The 16,560-nt window shown below is 57.4% G+C and carries 16 protein-coding genes; 3 read left to right on the top strand and 13 right to left on the bottom strand.

The window, feature by feature from the left end:
- Positions 1–73: 73 nt before the first annotated feature.
- From FJ145_04110 to FJ145_04055, 12 genes are all read right to left on the bottom strand, one after another.
- A complete protein-coding gene (locus tag FJ145_04110; protein MBM4260609.1) occupies positions 74–847 on the bottom strand; it encodes a DMT family transporter in 774 nt (257 codons plus the stop codon).
- Positions 848–941: 94 nt separating this feature from the next.
- Entirely contained in the window at positions 942–1,802 is an 861-nt protein-coding gene (locus FJ145_04105; GenBank protein ID MBM4260608.1) for a DMT family transporter, read from the bottom strand.
- Positions 1,803–1,862: 60 nt separating this feature from the next.
- Complete coding sequence (locus FJ145_04100) at positions 1,863–3,380, bottom strand: recombinase (GenBank protein ID MBM4260607.1); 1,518 nt, start codon at positions 3,378–3,380, stop codon at positions 1,863–1,865.
- 346 nt (positions 3,381–3,726) lie between these two features.
- Entirely contained in the window at positions 3,727–4,860 is a 1,134-nt protein-coding gene (locus FJ145_04095) for a cupin domain-containing protein (GenBank protein ID MBM4260606.1), read from the bottom strand.
- A 34-nt stretch (positions 4,861–4,894) separates the two neighbouring features.
- Positions 4,895–5,311: a F0F1 ATP synthase subunit epsilon gene (locus tag FJ145_04090; GenBank protein ID MBM4260605.1), complete on the bottom strand. Its 417-nt coding sequence runs from the start codon at positions 5,309–5,311 to the stop codon at positions 4,895–4,897.
- A 77-nt stretch (positions 5,312–5,388) separates the two neighbouring features.
- Entirely contained in the window at positions 5,389–6,798 is a 1,410-nt protein-coding gene (gene atpD, locus FJ145_04085; protein MBM4260604.1) for a F0F1 ATP synthase subunit beta, read from the bottom strand.
- An 88-nt stretch (positions 6,799–6,886) separates the two neighbouring features.
- Positions 6,887–7,753, bottom strand: a complete 867-nt coding sequence (gene atpG, locus FJ145_04080; GenBank protein MBM4260603.1) for an ATP synthase F1 subunit gamma — start codon at positions 7,751–7,753, stop codon at positions 6,887–6,889.
- A 73-nt stretch (positions 7,754–7,826) separates the two neighbouring features.
- On the bottom strand, positions 7,827–9,335 hold the full coding sequence (locus FJ145_04075) for a F0F1 ATP synthase subunit alpha (GenBank protein ID MBM4260602.1): 1,509 nt from the start codon (positions 9,333–9,335) through the stop codon (positions 7,827–7,829).
- 144 nt (positions 9,336–9,479) lie between these two features.
- Positions 9,480–10,019, bottom strand: coding sequence for an ATP synthase F1 subunit delta (gene atpH / locus FJ145_04070; protein MBM4260601.1), 540 nt, complete (start codon positions 10,017–10,019; stop codon positions 9,480–9,482).
- Positions 10,016–10,558: an ATP synthase F0 subunit B gene (locus tag FJ145_04065; GenBank protein ID MBM4260600.1), complete on the bottom strand. Its 543-nt coding sequence runs from the start codon at positions 10,556–10,558 to the stop codon at positions 10,016–10,018. Before FJ145_04065 ends, atpH begins: the two co-directional genes overlap by 4 nt.
- A complete protein-coding gene (locus tag FJ145_04060; GenBank protein ID MBM4260599.1) occupies positions 10,555–10,983 on the bottom strand; it encodes an ATP synthase F0 subunit B in 429 nt (142 codons plus the stop codon). Before FJ145_04060 ends, FJ145_04065 begins: the two co-directional genes overlap by 4 nt.
- A 162-nt stretch (positions 10,984–11,145) precedes the next feature.
- Entirely contained in the window at positions 11,146–11,751 is a 606-nt protein-coding gene (locus FJ145_04055) for a polymer-forming cytoskeletal protein (protein MBM4260598.1), read from the bottom strand.
- A gap of 189 nt (positions 11,752–11,940) precedes the next feature.
- On the opposite strand from FJ145_04055, the gene FJ145_04050 reads away from it, so the two are divergent.
- Both FJ145_04050 and FJ145_04045 read left to right on the top strand, forming a co-directional pair.
- Positions 11,941–12,888, top strand: a complete 948-nt coding sequence (locus tag FJ145_04050; protein ID MBM4260597.1) for an ABC transporter substrate-binding protein — start codon at positions 11,941–11,943, stop codon at positions 12,886–12,888.
- Between the two features lie 17 nt (positions 12,889–12,905).
- A complete protein-coding gene (locus FJ145_04045) occupies positions 12,906–13,499 on the top strand; it encodes a peptidylprolyl isomerase (GenBank protein ID MBM4260596.1) in 594 nt (197 codons plus the stop codon).
- A 385-nt stretch (positions 13,500–13,884) separates the two neighbouring features.
- Here the strand turns inward: FJ145_04045 and FJ145_04040 are convergent, their stop codons facing one another.
- A complete protein-coding gene (locus FJ145_04040; protein MBM4260595.1) occupies positions 13,885–15,072 on the bottom strand; it encodes a chromate transporter in 1,188 nt (395 codons plus the stop codon).
- An 18-nt stretch (positions 15,073–15,090) separates the two neighbouring features.
- Here FJ145_04040 and FJ145_04035 point away from each other — a divergent pair, with 18 nt between their 5' ends.
- Positions 15,091–16,155, top strand: a complete 1,065-nt coding sequence (locus FJ145_04035) for an exo-alpha-sialidase (protein ID MBM4260594.1) — start codon at positions 15,091–15,093, stop codon at positions 16,153–16,155.
- The last annotated feature ends 405 nt before the right edge of the window (positions 16,156–16,560 follow it).

Genomic DNA, 16,560 nt, shown 5'->3' with positions numbered 1-16,560 from the left:
CGTTCGTCCTGAGCTTGTCGAAGGACCCCGATCGGTTTTTCAGCAAAGCTGATAATCTATCATCCCATAGCGCTCATTTCACCAGCACCACCAAGATCGTCCCGGTCACCGTCAGCGCGGAACCGATGATGACCCGCAGCGAGATCGACTCGACGTCGCGTAGGAAAATTGCCGTCAGCGTCAGCGTCAACACCGGATTGGAGCTTACCAGCGGCTCGACGATGACGACTTTGCCGTGGCTCAAGGCGAAGAATACCGACAGCATCGCCGCGGTATTAAAAGCTCCCGCGGGAAACAGCCAGGCGGCGCTATTGCGCGTGAGTTTAAAAGCCTTGCTGCCGCCTTGATACTTGAGCAACGCCAACGAGAACAGCGCGCCGGCACCCGCCGTCATCGCCGCGGCGAGCAGCGGGATATTGATGTAACCGAGCCCGGCCTTACGCAGCGTCGTGGAGATGCCGAACGCGACCGCGCCGATCAAAGGATAGATGATATCGATCTTGCGCCATTCGCCTTGGGCCGGCTTGGCCATGGAAAGTATCACAATGCCGCCGATCACCAGCAGGGTGCCGACGATATTTTGTAGCACCCAGGCTTCGGCGAGAAAGATCACCGCAAAAACCGATGCGAAGATCGGCGAGGAGTTAACAATCGGCACCGAGCGCGCCACGCCGATTCTTTCGATACCGACATAGCTCAAAGTCCGGCCGATACCCGGTGCAAAAATTCCCGCCGCAACAAAGATCAATATGGCGGGATCGGCCAGTGCCGAAAGCGGCACGAAAAACGGCAGCGCGCACCAGAGCACGACGGCGCTCATGGACAGCGAGATGAACGCGCCGGTCATCGCGTTCGACTCAGTCAGCCCGCGCCGAATCAGGATATGGGCGATCGAGAAGTACAGCGCCGCTTGAAAGGAAAAATAGATGTCCAGGGCCTGCCTACTTGACCATCACTACCAGTACCGTGCCGGCCACGGTGACTAAGCCGCCGAGCACACTTCGGCTCGACAGAGTTTCGATTTGGCGCAAGAAAATCGACGCCCAGATCATCGTCAGCAGCGGATTGCAAGCCACCAGCGGCTCCACCCGCACGATGCTGCCGACGCTTAACGCGGAAAAAAACGACAGGATCGCGCCGGAGTTGACGATGGCGCCGGCGAACATCCAGGCGCTGCTGGTCTTGGTGAAATTTAGTTTTTGGAAGCCGCCGCGCAGCCGGACGATGCCGAGCACGACGAAAAACGCCGTGCCCACCGTCACCGCCGCCGCCAACAGCGGCACCGGCACCGTGGTCAATCCGGTTTTGCGCAGCGTCGTAGAAATGCCAAACGCCAAAGCGGCAAGGATCGGAAAGATCAAATCCTTCTTGTGCCATTGCTCTTTGGCTGCGCTGCTCGATGACAAGATAACCACGCCCAGAATCACCAGCAGTGTGCCGGCGATGTTCTGCTGCACCCAGATTTCACCGAGGAGCAAAACCGCCAAGATCGATGAGAAGAGCGGTGACGTATTGACAATCGGCGAGGCGCGCGCGACGCCGATGCGCTCCATGCCGATATAACCGAGCGTCTGCCCGATGGCCGGCGCAAAGAAGCCGCCGGCGATGAAATAGCCCAGCTCCGGCCTCCAATGCTGCGCGATCGGTACCCACAACAAAGCCATCGTGCAGAAAAGCACTGCGCTGGTGCCAAGGGAAATAACGGAACCGGTCAGGGCATTGGAACCGACCAGGCCGCGGCGCACGAAAATGTGCGCGATGGAAAAAAGCAGCGCGGCTTGAAGGGAATAGTATTCGGCCATGAGCAAAAAAAAGGCCCCGCGTTTAGCGAGGCCTCTTGAGACTCGCGCAGCGGCACATTGTTAGTCGCTGCTTGAGGTCGGGAACATCAGCGACTTGACGGTGACCGGAATAACTTCGGTGATGCCGAGACATTCGCCGATGTCGATATAATCCAAGTCACCGACTTCGATGCCGTCGACGGCGATGATGTCGCGGCTGACTTTCAACTCATCCTTCAACATGCCGCCAAGAGATTTGGCGATGTCGAGATCCAACGTCAGATAGAGCGGGCACTTGGCATCGTCGGCGTCTTTCAGAATCTCGGCAATGCCTTCGGCGATGCGCCGCACCGATTGATAGTCGGGCACGCCGGCGACCGTGAGCGACAGCGCAAGGCCGGCAGTGAAGTGTTCCAGGTCGAACTTGCGCAGCGATTGCCGCAGCGCGGCCGCCACCGACTCGCCCTCGCGCACCGGCGCTTGAATGACTTTCAAACCATGCACCGGCAGAGCCTTCTCATTGGACACATAGCTGGTGTTGCCGCTCGCTTGGATGGTGTATTCACCGGCGCCGATGACGGTGGCGCGGATGCCTTCCACCGGTTCGCGCAGGACGTCTTTGGGCAGTTTTTTCAGATAATCGCGCACGTTGCGGCCGAGCACTGGGCCAATGTCGCCGTAGGATTTGGGATCGTGATCGTAGACATGCTCCGACACGCCACCTGAGAAGACCAGGTGCTGCACTTGTTTGAAGCCGGTGTAATTGACAAACGGCGCCGTGACCATCAACGATTTCGCCATTGGTGAAGTCGGCCCCTGCTCGATAGTCTCGAAAAGAATCTTCGCCATGTAGGCGCCGAAGTCTTCTTTCATTTTATCGGAAATTGTCTGACCGACCGCAACCGCATGGCCAAGCTCTTTCATCATCGTGCCGCCGGGGTCTTCGACGCGGGTGATCTTATCTTTCTCGTCGAAGGCGATCAGGCGCGCGCCGATGCTGATCGACGCGGTCTGTGTCACCACCCCGTCTTCCACGAGCGAGAACTTCGTCGTCCCGCCACCCATGTCGACGTTGAGCACGGTTTTGTGTTCCGACTTCGACAGATCGACGGCGCCGCAGCCATAAGCGGCGAGCAGCGCTTCGTGATTATGGCCTGCGGCAGCGCAGATGAACTTGCCCGAGTACTTGGCGAAGTTCTCGACGATCGGCTGGGCGTTCTCTTTTTTTAACGCTTCGCCGGTGATGATGACCGCGCCGGTGTCGACGTCTTCCGGCGTCAAACCGGCTTCCTTGTAGGCGTTCTGAATAAAAGCGTTGACCTTGTCGGTGTCGATCTTGGTCGGCGACAGATAGGGCGTCAGCATGATCGGCGAGCGATAGAGCACCTCGCGATTGGTCACCCGGAATTTGCCCGACAGCGACGCGCCTTCGCGCCGCAGGGTGATCAAAGAAAAGATCAAGTGCGACGTCGAAGAGCCGATGTCAATGCCCACGCTTTTAAGCGAGAACATCTCCAAGCCTTCGATGTCGGTGACGATCTCATCTTCTTTGATAATAAAATTATCCGGATGGTCGTGATCGTAAATATCGTCGTGCATGGGTAGCCTCTGTATTTTTTCTGCCATTTTATTTTCCTACGATTGGGTAGTGCGAGATTGCGGTGCAATCCTGGAGGAGTGAAGGCCTCAGCGCAAATCTCGCGTGTTGTTCTTCGACACTTGGTGCAATCTTTCGACCCTTTCCCTGTCCTTCGCAAAGCGCAGGCGATCCGTAGGTCGCCCCAACATCGCGGCATGTAAGCGCAACTCTGTTGCCTTCGGTCCGGAAGGATTGTGCCTCAATCTCGCTGCACCTCAAAATTCTCGGGCGCCAATAACAGGAATCCCCGCTCGCTGGAGCGGGGATTCCAAACCGACCTTTTTTGTCGTTGATTGGTAATTCTGCCTATTGTTTGCCCATCGCCTTCGACCACTCGTACTCTGGATTGCTGTAGCATTCGGCCGGCATTTCGCTCTTGATGCCGCGCTTGCCCAACTCGTCTTCGAACTTCTTGCGAATGAACGGATCTTCGTTCGGGTACTCGATCTGATCTTTGGCCCGGTCTTCGACTTTTTCCGCATGGCCGTGGAACTGCATCGGCGGATGGAGCGCCAAGTAGCGTGCCATGTCGCCGCCGGCGTTAAAATGTTGATGGAACCATTTATCCGGCGGGGTGATCATGCTGCACTCGTGCCACGGGCAGACGATCTTTTCTTTGCCCTCTTCCCACATGATCGAATAGCCTTCGCCGGCGGGGATGATGATGGCGCGGCCGGGGCCGTGACGGTGCGCCTTTTTATAAGTCTTCGGCGCGAACACCGACATGTGGGCGGTCAATTCAGAATTGGGGAACTGCATGAACACGCTCTTGCCGCCGGCGCCGCGCCGCTCGTTGGCGTCGAGCTTGTTCCAGGCGCGCATGTCGGGGAAGAAATTGCCGTACCAGAAGGCGCGCATGCCCAAGCCTTCGTCGGCGTCTTTCGCTTGAACCATCTTCGCTTCCGAATAGAAGTCGCCTTGATCGGCGGTGATTTTCGGTTCGTAGGGGTTGTTGAAATACATGTCTGGCTCGGGAAGCGCAGACATCGCCATCGGCATGTAGCTGTAATGAAACAGCCGCAGCGGCTTATCGCCGGTCATGTTGCTGAAGACGTGCCAGTGATTGCGCGGCACCAAGAACATCGAATGTTCCTGGTATTCGAAATTCTTTTTCGGTCTGTTGTCGTTGGCCCAAACCGTGGTTAAACCGCGGCCGGTTAAGACATAGATGATCTCGTCGAGGGCAAACTTTACCGGCGGCAACGATTTCCCCGGCGGCACTTCGGTGACGCGCGAGGCGCTGACACCCTCTTGGCCCAGCAGCTGAATGAACGCGGATTTGGCGCCGCGTTCTTCCCACCATTCCAACTCGATGGTGCGCAGATCGGGAATGAAATAACCCTTGTGGATCGGAATGCCCTTCGATTTCATCCAGCGGTCGTAGGTAAATTCCTTACTCCACATAGTAATGACGGGTTCTTGTTTTGCTGCTTCGGCCATAAGGCGTTCTCCTTCTTTCTATGCTTGCCTCTTTTTATCTTCTCGCTTGACGGGTAGCAACCTGCAGCCGCGCGTTGGCCCGGCGCTGCGCTTCTTCGAGTCCCGCAAACTCGGCGTCTTCCCAGCTCACCTCGCCCATGCGTTTCTCGGCGCGCTCCTTGGCGCGCTGCGCACGGGCGGTGTCAATCTCGGTGGCGAACTCGGCCGCAGGCGACAAAACGGTCATCACGTTGTCGAGCACCTCGGCATAGCCGCCGCTGACCGACAGCACATGACGTGTGCCGCCCTGCAGATAAGTCATCTCGCCGGGGACCAAGTTGGTCAGAAACGCAATGTGGTTCGGCAACACGCCGAACTCACCCAACTCGCCCGGCCCAGTGACTTCGTCGACCTCCTCGTCGAGGAGCATTCGGCTAGGCGTCACCACTCTCAGTCTGATTTTGTCTGCCATTCTGAAATCCCAGGCAACAGGGCCTCCCGGCCTCCGAATCTCTTCCTGTTGCCTGTTGCCTTTCGCCTGTTGCCTTCTTACGCCGCCGCCATCTTCTTGGCCTTCTCAGCCACCTGCTCGATGGTGCCAACCATGTAAAATGCCTGTTCCGGAATATCGTCGTGTTTGCCGTCGACAATTTCTTTGAAGGCGCGGATGGTGTCCTTCAATTCGACATATTCCCCGGGTGTGCCGGTAAACTGCTCGGCGACGTGGAACGGCTGCGACAGGAAGCGCTGCACCTTGCGGGCGCGCGCGACAGTCAACTTGTCGTCTTCGGATAATTCGTCCATGCCGAGAATCGCGATGATGTCCTGCAAGTCTTTATAGCGCTGCAGGATCAACTGCACCGAGCGGGCGACCGCGTAATGTTCCTCGCCGACTACCAGTGGATCGAGAATACGCGAGGTGGAATCGAGCGGATCCACCGCCGGGTAGATACCCAGCTCGGCGATCTGACGCGACAAAACGGTGGTGGCGTCCAAATGGGCGAAAGTCGTCGCCGGCGCTGGGTCGGTCAAGTCGTCCGCCGGGACGTAAATCGCTTGCACCGAAGTGATCGAACCTTTACGCGTGGTGGTGATGCGTTCTTGCAACTCGCCCAAGTCGGTCGACAAGGTCGGTTGATAGCCGACGGCGGAGGGCATGCGGCCGAGCAGGGTCGAGACTTCCGAGTTCGCCTGGGTGAAACGGAAAATGTTGTCCAAGAACAGCAGCACGTCGCGCCCTTCGTCGTCGCGAAAATATTCCGCGAGGGTCAAGGCGGTCAAAGCGACGCGGGCGCGCGCTCCGGGCGGCTCATTCATTTGGCCGTAAACCAGCGAGGTTTTGTTGATAACCCCCGACTCCTTCATTTCCAGCCAGAGATCGTTGCCTTCGCGGGTCCGTTCGCCGACACCGCCGAAGACCGAATAACCGCCGTGCTTCTGGGCGATGTTATTGATCAACTCCATCAAAATAACGGTTTTGCCGACGCCGGCACCGCCGAACAGGCCGACCTTACCGCCGCGGGCGTAGGGAGCGAGCAAATCGACGACTTTAATGCCGGTTTCGAGCGCTTGGACTTTGGTTTCTTGATCGACAAACTCAGGCGCGGCGCGGTGAATCGGCGAGAGCTTGGTCGCCTTGATCGTACCGGCTTCGTCCACCGGTTCGCCGATGACGTTGATAATTCGGCCGAGGGTTCCTTCACCCACCGGCACGCTGATACCGGCGCCGGTATCCATCACGTCCATACCGCGCACCAGACCTTCGGTGGTATCCATGGCGACGCCGCGCACGGTGTTCTCACCCAAATGTTGCGCCACTTCGATAACTAGATTCCATTCCTCATCGCTGATGGCGGGGTTGGTGATCTTAAGCGCATTATAAATTGGCGGCAGCGCGCCGTCGGAGAACTCAACGTCGACGACCGCACCCAAAACCTGGGTGAGTTTACCCATGCTCATTGTGTTCAAACCTCCAAATCGGAACAGTTTCGAGTTTCGAGTTTCGAGTTTCGCGTTAACTCGGAACCCGAAACTCGAAACCCGAAACTTATTTTAATGCTTCCGCCGTGCCGACGATTTCCAACAGCTCGCGCGTGATCGAGGCTTGGCGCGCGCGGTTCATTTGCAGCGTCAACGAGCCGATCATCTTGGCCGCATTGCCCGATGCTGACTCCATGGCGGTCATGCGCGCGCCATGTTCGCTGGCGGTCGCTTCCAAGAGCGCCCGTTGCACCGCCACACCGGTGACCCGGGGTAAAAGACTCGCTAGCAACTGTTCAACACCTGGCTCATAAACATATTCGGTCTGCTGCGCCGCTTCCGCTTCGCTAGCTTGCGTTAACGACACCGGCAACAGCTTTTCCAACGTCGGCACCTGCGATAACGCCGAACGGAAGCGGCTATAGACAATGTAAACCGCGTCAGCGTCGCCGCTGATGAATCGATCAATTAACTTTTGGGCGATTTCACTCGCCAACTCATCGGGCGCCTTGTAAAGAATGTCGCCGTAGCGATCGGCAATCTTGGCGCCGCGGCGGCGGAAGTGATCGGCGCCCTTGCGGCCGACCAAGGTCAACTCGATCTCTTTGTCGCCCGAGTGCTGGCGTACAAACGCTTCGGCGGCACGGATCATGTTTGTATTGTAGCCGCCGCACAGGCCGCGATCCGAGGTAAAGAGCACCAGCTGAACTTTTTTCTCCTCACGGCTGGTGAGCAGCGGATGGGCGCTGCTGGAAACCCGCGTCGAAACGTTTTTCAACAGCTCGGTCATCTTCTCGGCATAGGGCCGCGCTTGCACGGCGGCCTCCTGGGCGCGCCGCAGCTTGGCCGCCGAGACCATTTTCATGGCCTTGGTGATCTGCTGGGTGTTCTTTACCGAGCTGATCCGTTTTCTTATGGCTTTGAGTGTGGCCATGGGTTCGTGGTGTTTCGAGTTTCGCGTTTCGGGTTACGGGTTCAACACGAAACTCGAAACCCAAAACTCGAAACTAGGCTTTGAATATCCCTTTGAACTCTTCCAAAACTTTGTTCAGCTTGCCGCGCAGGTCGCCGTCGAGCTCGCGCTTTTTCAAAATATCGTCGAAGACGTCTTTGTGCCGCGACTCGATGAACGAGAACAGCTCTTGCTCGTATCTTTTCAGCGATGTCACCGGCAAATCGTCGACAAAGCCGTTGGTGCCGGCGTAGATGATGACGATCTGTTGCTCGACCCGCTGCGGCTGATATTGGCCCTGCTTCAACAATTCGACCAGGCGCGCGCCGCGGTTCAACTGCTTCTGCGTCGCCGCATCCAGGTCGGAACCGAACTGGGCGAAGGCGGCCATTTCGCGGTATTGGGCCAATTCCAAACGCAGGGTTCCGGCAACTTGCTTCATCGCTTTGATTTGCGCGTTGCCGCCGACGCGCGACACCGAAATACCGACGTTGATCGCCGGGCGCACGCCAGAATAGAAAAGATCGCTTTCCAAAAAGATCTGTCCGTCGGTGATCGAAATGACGTTGGTCGGAATGTAAGCCGACACGTCGCCCGCTTGGGTTTCAATGATCGGCAACGCGGTCAGCGAACCGCCGCCGCGATCGGCGCTCATTTTCGCGGCGCGCTCGAGCAGGCGCGAATGCAGATAAAAAACGTCACCGGGATACGCTTCACGTCCCGGCGGCCGGCGCAGGAGCAAGGACAATTGCCGATAGGCCACGGCGTGTTTGGAAAGATCGTCGTAGATCACCAATGCGTGGCCGCCGTTGTCGCGGAAAAACTCGCCGATGGTGCAGCCCGAATAGGGTGCAATAAATTGTAAGGGCGCGGAGTCCGATGCCGTCGCGGCAACGACGATGGTGTAGTCCATGGCGCCGGACTCTCTGAGCTTGTCGACGACCTGCGCGACGGTGGAACGCTTCTGGCCGATGGCGACGTAGATGCAGATAACGTTGCCGCCCTTTTGATTAATGATGGCATCGACGGCTACGGCGGTTTTCCCGGTCTGGCGGTCGCCGATGATCAGCTCGCGCTGGCCGCGGCCGATCGGGATCATGCCGTCGATAGCTTTGAGGCCGGTTTGCAGCGGCTCTTTCACCGGCTGGCGCGCAACGATGCCCGGCGCTTTCAATTCGATACGGCGGCGCTCGTTGGTATCGATCGGACCGCGGCCGTCAATCGGCCCGCCGAGGGCGTCGACCACGCGGCCAACCAAGGCTTTGCCGACCGGCACTTCCGCGATGCGGCCGGTGCGCTTCACCGTGTCGCCTTCGCGGATCATATGGGTTTCGCCGAACAGCGCGGCGCCGACGTTGTCTTCTTCCAAGTTCAGCGCGATGCCGAAGATCCCATGGGGAAATTCGAGCAGCTCACCGGCGGCGACTTTGTCCAAGCCATGCACGCGGGCAATACCGTCGCCGGTGGAGAGCACGGTGCCGACTTCTTGGATTTCAACCGTCTTTTCGTAGTCGCGGATCTGTTCTTTTATGATCCGGCTGATTTCCGCTGTTCCGATCTCCATCTATTTGCTCCTTAGAAACTCCACGAAACACTGTCGGAGTCCTTCGACAGGTCTCAGGACGAACGGACTCGGATGTATGTCCGTTGACCGCTCATGCCGAGCTTGTCGAAGCATGTTCCGTTTTCAGCTGCTACTTTTCACACACTAGGCGCGGGCGATGCGCTGCTTCATCTTTTCCAATTGGGTGCGCACGCTGCCGTCGTAAACTTTGCCTTCCAACTCGACCAGCAGGCCGCCCAGCAGGTTAGGATCGACCTCCTGCTGCAGCACGACTTCCTTGCCGGATATGCCCCGCAGCTGCGTGCGCACGCGCTCGACCATACCGTCATCGAGGGCGCTGGCACTGACCACCTTGGCTTCGACACGCCCCTTGGCTTGATTCAACAATCGACGATAGCAGCTAACGATGCCGCCCAGATGCGCCAGCCGATCGCGTTCCAAAAGCAGCGACAGAAAGCGCACGGTCAACGACGAAAACTGCTGCGACTGCATCACTTGGCTGAGAATTTTTTTGCGGACATCGACGCCGAAGGCCGGGTTGGTTAGAACTTGCTGCAGCTCAGAGCTGTTATAGGCCGCATTGAACTGCTCGATCTCCGTGCCGACGCCGTCTTCCTGACGGGCCTCGTTGGCCAGCTGGAAAAGCGCGCGGGAATAACGTCTCGCTAGGCTGCCTTCGATCATCGGGCCTGTCCAATGCTTTGAATGAAGTCGTCCACCAAACGGCCCTGGTCAGCCGCCGAGAGGTTGCGCTGGACCAACTCGCGCGCGCTCGCTTCGGCGCGATTGGCCATCTCTTCGCGCACTTTTTGCCGCGCCATCTTAACTTCTTGGTCGGCGAGAAAGCGCGCATCGTCTTTAATTTTTGTCGCCATCGCGTTGGCTTCGTCGACAAGCTTGGTCTTTTCGCGCTGACCTTCGTCACGCAAAGTGTTTTCGAGTGTTTGGATTTCTTTGTCGAGGCCGGCGATCTTGCCTTTGTATTCGCTGACTAGGGCTTCGGCGGCCTGTTTTTTGGCGGAGGCGGATTGCACCGTCTCGACCACTTCCTGGCGGCGCGAGCGCAGAAAATCGCGCACCAACGGCAGTGCGAATTTAACGATGATGAACAGGTAAATGAGAAAGTTGCCGAGCGGCCAGATGAGATCGGCGATCGACGGATGATGACCGGCGCCACCTGCCGCCCACGCCTGGGCGGGAGCGAGAAGGTCCAACAGGCTCACGACACGCTCCTCCCCAGAACCTTACTCACCATGTCCTGGGCGACGCGGGAAACCTCCGCGTCGGCGAGCTGCTTCTCCTGCGCCAGTGCGGCGACGACGTCGCGGCGCACCTGGTCGAGATTTTTCGCGGCATCTTCTCGGGCTTGGGCGAGAATTTTTTCGCGCTGCTGGCGCGCGTCCTGAAGCAGCGCGTCTTTGGCGGCATAGGCAGACGCCTGCGCTTTGGCCATGCGCTCTTCGTATTGGGCTTTTAAATGAGCAGCGTCGTGTTCAAGGTCGGAGGAATCAAGCTGTGCGCCGGTGGTCTTGCGTTCCCGCTCTTCCAGCAAACTTATGTAGGGCTTGAAGAATAGCTTGCTCAGGATCATCCAAAGGACGACGAACAACACTACCTGATAGAGGATGCTTATGTCTAAATGAATCATGCGCTTTCGATTAGCGTTACCATCAACAAGCCGGCCAACACAGCGGTTGCCGTGATCCTTCGGGCGGCCCGTGAGCCACCCAATATAAAAAACCTACCTTCAACCTAAGGAATGAACGTAGGAACTAAGAGATGAGGCGAACAGCGAACGAAGTCGTAAAGTTTATGACTCGGCTGGTACCTTCTGCGCCGCACCCGCCTTCTCGGCGCTAGCGCTCTGTGACCCGGCAACCGTGCTCTTTGGCTTACCTACCCCCATCGAACAGTCGCCGTCAAAAACCACGCCCTCTGTAATCGTCAAGCGCGGCGCACTGATGTTACCGAACAAGCGCGCCGGCGCAAGCAGCTCCACTTTTTCTTTTGCCGTGACGTTACCTTCGACCCGGCCCTGCACAACTACGATTTGGCCAGAAATCTTGGCCTTAACTTCGGCGCCTTCGCCGATGGTCAGCTTACCATGGCACTGGATCTCGCCATCGACGCTGCCGTCGATACGCGCCGCGCCTTGAAAAATCAGCTGACCGCTAACCCTGCTCCCTTTATGTAAGGCCGCAACCAGCGACGGTGCTGGGTCGGGCACCCGCGGCGGAGTATCTTTCGCCACCGTTGGCGCAGGCTCGGGCGGCTTCGGCGTCGGTGTTTGTGCCTGCACCGGCGGCGGCGTTGGCGTCGGAGCCGCTGTCACCGGCGCTGCCGGTGCTTCGTGCACCACCGGGCGCTCTTCCTCTTGACCCTTTTTACCGCCGACATTGCGATCGAACCATGCCATTGAAGTCAGTCCTTTGTTTGAGCAAGTTTGCTATACCATCCAGCCACCCTATTGTCAAAAAGTCGTAGCCCTGCTTGACCCCTGTGCGACCTTTGTTTAGCTTGGAGGAATAATCCGAAGCCCGACATTCCCAAGCACCATGCCGTTTGGCTGAAACTATTGTGGCAAAATTCTGTCCAAAGGAGCCCCATGAAGCAGTTCATTGGCATCATTGCGGCGTCGATTTTGCTCCATTGCACCCATGCCGGAGCCGAGCCGGTGCGCGGCGCCTACCCGTCCGCCAACGTACAGTTCTTACCGGCTTTCGTTGCCCTAGAAAAGGGCTTTTACAAGCGCGAGGGGCTCGATGCTGAGCTAATTTCTGTGCGTAACGCGGTCACCGCGGTGCAGGCCCTGATCGGCAATCAAATTCATTTCATCTTCTCGGTGGGCCCGCAGATGCCTTCGATTTGGGAGGGCAGCGATATTATTCTGCTCGCGCAAATGGTTGGCCGGCCGACGTTTTCGATGATGGTCACGCCGGACATCAAGAGTGTCACCGACCTCAAGGGCAAAAAAATCGGCGTCAGCTTCGGCGGTTCGACCTTTGCCGGCACCAAGGCGCTGTTAGAACTCTATAAGATGAACCCCGAGAAAGATGTCCAATACGTCAGCATTCCCGGCAGTCAACCGAAGATCGCCGCCATGCAACAGGGCATCGTGCAAGCGGGTTTGTTGGCGCCGCCCTCCGATTACGTCGCCATCAAAGCCGGCTTCAAGCGCATTGCCAACCTGGCCGACCTATTTAAAGACACCTCCTTCAGCGGTCTTGCCGCCACCGGCAAGACCATTAAAGAAAATCCGCAATTGGTAAAACGCATGACCCGCGCCATCGTTCGCGGCGTCCTCCACACCCGGGAGAACCGCGACGATGCGGTGCATACAATGGTTAAACATTTTCGCATGGACCGCGACGCCGCCCTCGACGCTTACAATCTTGTCAAAGAAGCGCTGGTGCCGGTGCCGACGGAAAAAGGTGTCGAGCTAATGGCCCAGTGGCAAGCCACCGCACTGAACATCAAAGCGAAGCGGCCGGCCCGTGAATATATGGATCTGCGTTTCGTCAATGAAATCATGGCTGAGCTAGGACAGAAGTAATAAACCAGGAGGAACCGGTGAAAAAGATTTTCGCGATCGCAGCATTAACGATAGGTCTAGCTATTGTCAGCGCCCATGCCCAGGACAAAAAAGGTCCGGTCTACGCGACTTTCAAAACCAGCATGGGCGACATCGTCGTGCAGCTTTTCGAAGACAAAGCGCCCAATACCGTCGCTAATTTTGTCGGCCTGGCAAACGGCTCGAAGGAATGGACCGATCCGAAAACCCAAGAAAAGGTAAAAAAGCCCCTGTACAGCGGCACGATTTTTCATCGAGTTATCCCCGGCTTCATGATTCAGGGCGGCGACCCGCTCGGCAACGGCACCGGCGGGCCGGGCTATCGCTTTGCCGATGAGTTTCATCCCGATCTGAAACATTCCAAGGCCGGCATTCTCTCAATGGCCAACGCCGGGCCGAACACCAACGGCAGCCAGTTCTTCATCACGCACGTAGCGACGCCGAATCTGGACAATAGACACAGCGTTTTTGGAGAAGTGATTAGAGGCCAAGATGTGGTTGTTGCGATTGGTAACGTCCCTCGTGACTTTAACAATCGCCCTGTCAAAGACGTAACGATCAAAGAAATCGTCATTACCAGAGGCAGCTACTGAGATGCGCTAATTCTTGCTTCCCTCTCGCCAATCTCCGCCCGCGCTTGGGGCGCAGATTGGCGTGCTGCCCTGCTGTTCACCCGCCTATTGCCTGCCACTCTGGTCTGAAGTTCCCCCTAAAGCTACCGAAAGCTTTGCCGTCAATCGAAAAAACTTTGACAGCAGCCGGGGTAGTCGCCTATTATGCGCAAGAATTCTGACTGACGAACAGGTGCCAAGACTCTTTTCGAAGAGATGCAAACGGGTCTATCCGCCTGACATTCCGATGACTCCTCCACAGAACGCGAACACGACAGTGGGTATGCTGCGAGTCTATCCTCGGAGGTGCATGCGAACAATAGCGCTACCAAGAAACTTTCGGTCCCAGCGTCATCGCACGGAAAAATCAGACGTTTGAGAGGATCTCCCCACTCACAGCGCTCAAGACAACCACAACCCACGGCGGCCACTTCCAATACATCAATAACCCGAAGGCCGTCAGCCCGAGAGTGAAATCCGCGGGCGTGAGGATCGCGCTGGTCCACACCGGCTTGTAGAGCGCAGCCAGCAACAACCCTACGACAGCGGCATTGATACCGCTCAATGCCGATTGGAATTTCCCGTTGGCGCGGAGCGAATCCCAAAACGGCAGGGCACCGACGACGAGCAAAAAGGACGGCAAGAAAATTGCGATTAGCGTCAGCAAAGCACCGGTCCAACCATTCATCACTGCGCCGATATAAGCCGAAAAAGTGAACAACGGCCCGGGCACAGCCTGGGTTGCGCCGTAGCCGGCGACGAACTGTTCATTGGTCAACCAACCGGGGCCAACGACCTCTGTTTGCAGCAATGGCAGCACGACGTGGCCGCCGCCGAAGACTAGCGAACCGACGCGAAAAAAGCCGTCGAACACGTGCAGCGATTTGCTCCCGGAAATTTGAGTTAATATTGGCAAGCCGAAAAGTAACACGAAAAAAATTACCCATGCGAACACACCGACTTGCTTGCTCACGGGAAACCGAGCATGCGAGTCGCTGCCCAGTGCCGTCGGCGGCAAGAGCAGCCAGCCAACGATTCCTGCGCCGAAGATCGCAGCCAACTGCCCCGCCGCCGTTGGCCAAGTTAACGTTATTATCGCCGCGACGATCCCGATGGTTGCCCGTTGTCGATCGGGACACAATCCTTTCGCCATGCCCCAAACGGCTTGGGCGACCACGGCCACCGCCACGACTTTCAGTCCATGCAACCAACCGCTGTCGGCCGCGCCGCCGAGCGCATTAATCCCGAACGCGAACGCGACCAGCAACAAAGCCGAAGGCAAAGTAAATCCCAACCATGCGGCTAATGCTCCGGGCAATCCCGCGCGCGCGATGCCGATCGCCATGCCCACTTGGCTGCTCGCCGGCCCCGGCAAAAATTGGCACAGCGCAACCACATCGGCATAGCTGCGCTCATCGAGCCATTTGCGCCGCGTCACGTATTCGTCGCGAAAGTAGCCAAGATGTGCGATCGGCCCACCGAAGGAAGTGAGTCCCAAGCGCAGGGCGACGCCCAGAACTTCAAGAAAACTGCCTTTCTTCAATTCGTTGGTCATCGAGTCGACTACTCTGGTATGTTCAAGTTCATGTTAGGTTTTCTGTTGTCGGCGATCTTCCTACTTAGCGCGTGCGCGCCGCCGCGCCAAGCGTTCGATACCTCACCGATCACGAATCTTGACCTATCTGCGCCGGTGCGCGTGAGTCACAGTGCGGATGACGACGAAGATCCGACGCTGATCGTGGGACGCGACCGTCAGTTTTATGTGGTCTGGTCGGCAAAGCAAGGCAACCAGGCCAATCTCACGATGCGCAGCTCGCGCGATGGACGACTTTGGACCAACGAAAGGCGTATTCCGGACGGACCCGGGGAAAACTTTTATCCATCGCTTACTCAGTCACGCGACGGCACCTTTCATTTAGGATGGTTTCGGCTGCAAAGAGCCGGCGGGCGGCGTGATATTTTCTATACCAACTCATCCGATGGTCACACCTGGGCCCGACCGACGACCATCACAAAAGAAGGCAAAGACTGGGCGCCGACGGTTTACGAAGATGCCAAGGGTGTTCTGTGGATTGTTTGGTCGTCCGGTCGCACCGGCAATCGCGAATTGTTTGCAGTTCAGTCGCACGATAACGGAAAAAACTGGTTTGCGCCCCAGCAAATCACGAGAAGTCCGGAGGAAGATGATTTTCCCCACGTGTTGGCAAACGCGAACGGTGATCGCGTCATGGTTTGGACGCGCTACCGTCCCGGCTCGCCGCTGTTGGATTACGTCAAAGACGGCTCAGCGGAAATCGTCATGGCCAACTCACGCGACGGAGTCACGTGGTCGAAGCCCGTTGTTGTTTCTCCAACTGATCCCAACTCACAATATCTTGACCTTGTGCCCCATGTTTTCAGCGATCGTGAACAGCGGCGATTCTACCTCAGTTGGACTTCGGGCCGATCGAGTCCCGACGGCGCGATCTTGGTTCGCGATCTGTCCAACAACTCTGCGCCGGTGCTGCAACTGACCAACGAAAATCGCCCGAGTTATTCCGGCAAGATTATCGCCACCGATCAGCCAGGTGAGTATCTCATGGTGTGGACCGCGCGGGAGGGAAAGTTGAAAATCTTCGCGCGGCGATTTCGGCTGTAGTTGCCTCGTGCTTGAACTCTGTTTCGGATGTCGAGAGGTAGACCGAAATCCTCCAGCGTCGGCATGCTAAGAGACGAATGCCTTTACTTGATTTCATGCACAGGGTGATTTGGTGGTTGGCGTACACCGAGCTCATTGGCCGAGGTGTTGGAGCGATTCGGCTCACCAACAGGACCGCGCAATGTCTGCAGCCGCCGCTTAGTTCACCTTGTTGATCTTGCTTTGCGGACCGGACACGTCAGCCGATTTGTTCGTCACGGCAAAGCAAGCGCCTAACGACGTCGATGTGATGCCGATAATCGACGATAGCTTCGCTTAGAAGAGTGCCCGGCCGAATCGCGAGGCCTTTTCGATCACGCCCTCGCGCAAGCTCGATATGGAGCAAGCATTTTCTGGCTGCGGCCA

This window comes from Deltaproteobacteria bacterium, assembly GCA_016874755.1.
Lineage (GTDB): Bacteria > Desulfobacterota > Binatia > UBA9968 > UBA9968 > DP-20.
Note: the sequence above shows the minus strand (reverse complement) of the source record. Positions and strands in the feature narration are given on the sequence as shown.

Coding starts and splice junctions, on each gene's coding strand:
- FJ145_04075 (MBM4260602.1), bottom strand. CDS start 9,335: ATGGAGATCGGAACAGCGGAAATCAGCCGGATCATAAAAGAACAGATC.
- atpH (MBM4260601.1), bottom strand. CDS start 10,019: ATGATCGAAGGCAGCCTAGCGAGACGTTATTCCCGCGCGCTTTTCCAG.
- atpG (MBM4260603.1), bottom strand. CDS start 7,753: ATGGCCACACTCAAAGCCATAAGAAAACGGATCAGCTCGGTAAAGAAC.
- FJ145_04055 (MBM4260598.1), bottom strand. CDS start 11,751: ATGGCATGGTTCGATCGCAATGTCGGCGGTAAAAAGGGTCAAGAGGAA.
- FJ145_04100 (MBM4260607.1), bottom strand. CDS start 3,380: ATGCACGACGATATTTACGATCACGACCATCCGGATAATTTTATTATC.
- FJ145_04035 (MBM4260594.1), top strand. CDS start 15,091: ATGTTCAAGTTCATGTTAGGTTTTCTGTTGTCGGCGATCTTCCTACTT.
- FJ145_04050 (MBM4260597.1), top strand. CDS start 11,941: ATGAAGCAGTTCATTGGCATCATTGCGGCGTCGATTTTGCTCCATTGC.
- FJ145_04105 (MBM4260608.1), bottom strand. CDS start 1,802: ATGGCCGAATACTATTCCCTTCAAGCCGCGCTGCTTTTTTCCATCGCG.
- FJ145_04040 (MBM4260595.1), bottom strand. CDS start 15,072: ATGACCAACGAATTGAAGAAAGGCAGTTTTCTTGAAGTTCTGGGCGTC.
- FJ145_04095 (MBM4260606.1), bottom strand. CDS start 4,860: ATGGCCGAAGCAGCAAAACAAGAACCCGTCATTACTATGTGGAGTAAG.
- atpD (MBM4260604.1), bottom strand. CDS start 6,798: ATGAGCATGGGTAAACTCACCCAGGTTTTGGGTGCGGTCGTCGACGTT.
- FJ145_04090 (MBM4260605.1), bottom strand. CDS start 5,311: ATGGCAGACAAAATCAGACTGAGAGTGGTGACGCCTAGCCGAATGCTC.
- FJ145_04110 (MBM4260609.1), bottom strand. CDS start 847: ATGACCGGCGCGTTCATCTCGCTGTCCATGAGCGCCGTCGTGCTCTGG.
- FJ145_04060 (MBM4260599.1), bottom strand. CDS start 10,983: ATGATTCATTTAGACATAAGCATCCTCTATCAGGTAGTGTTGTTCGTC.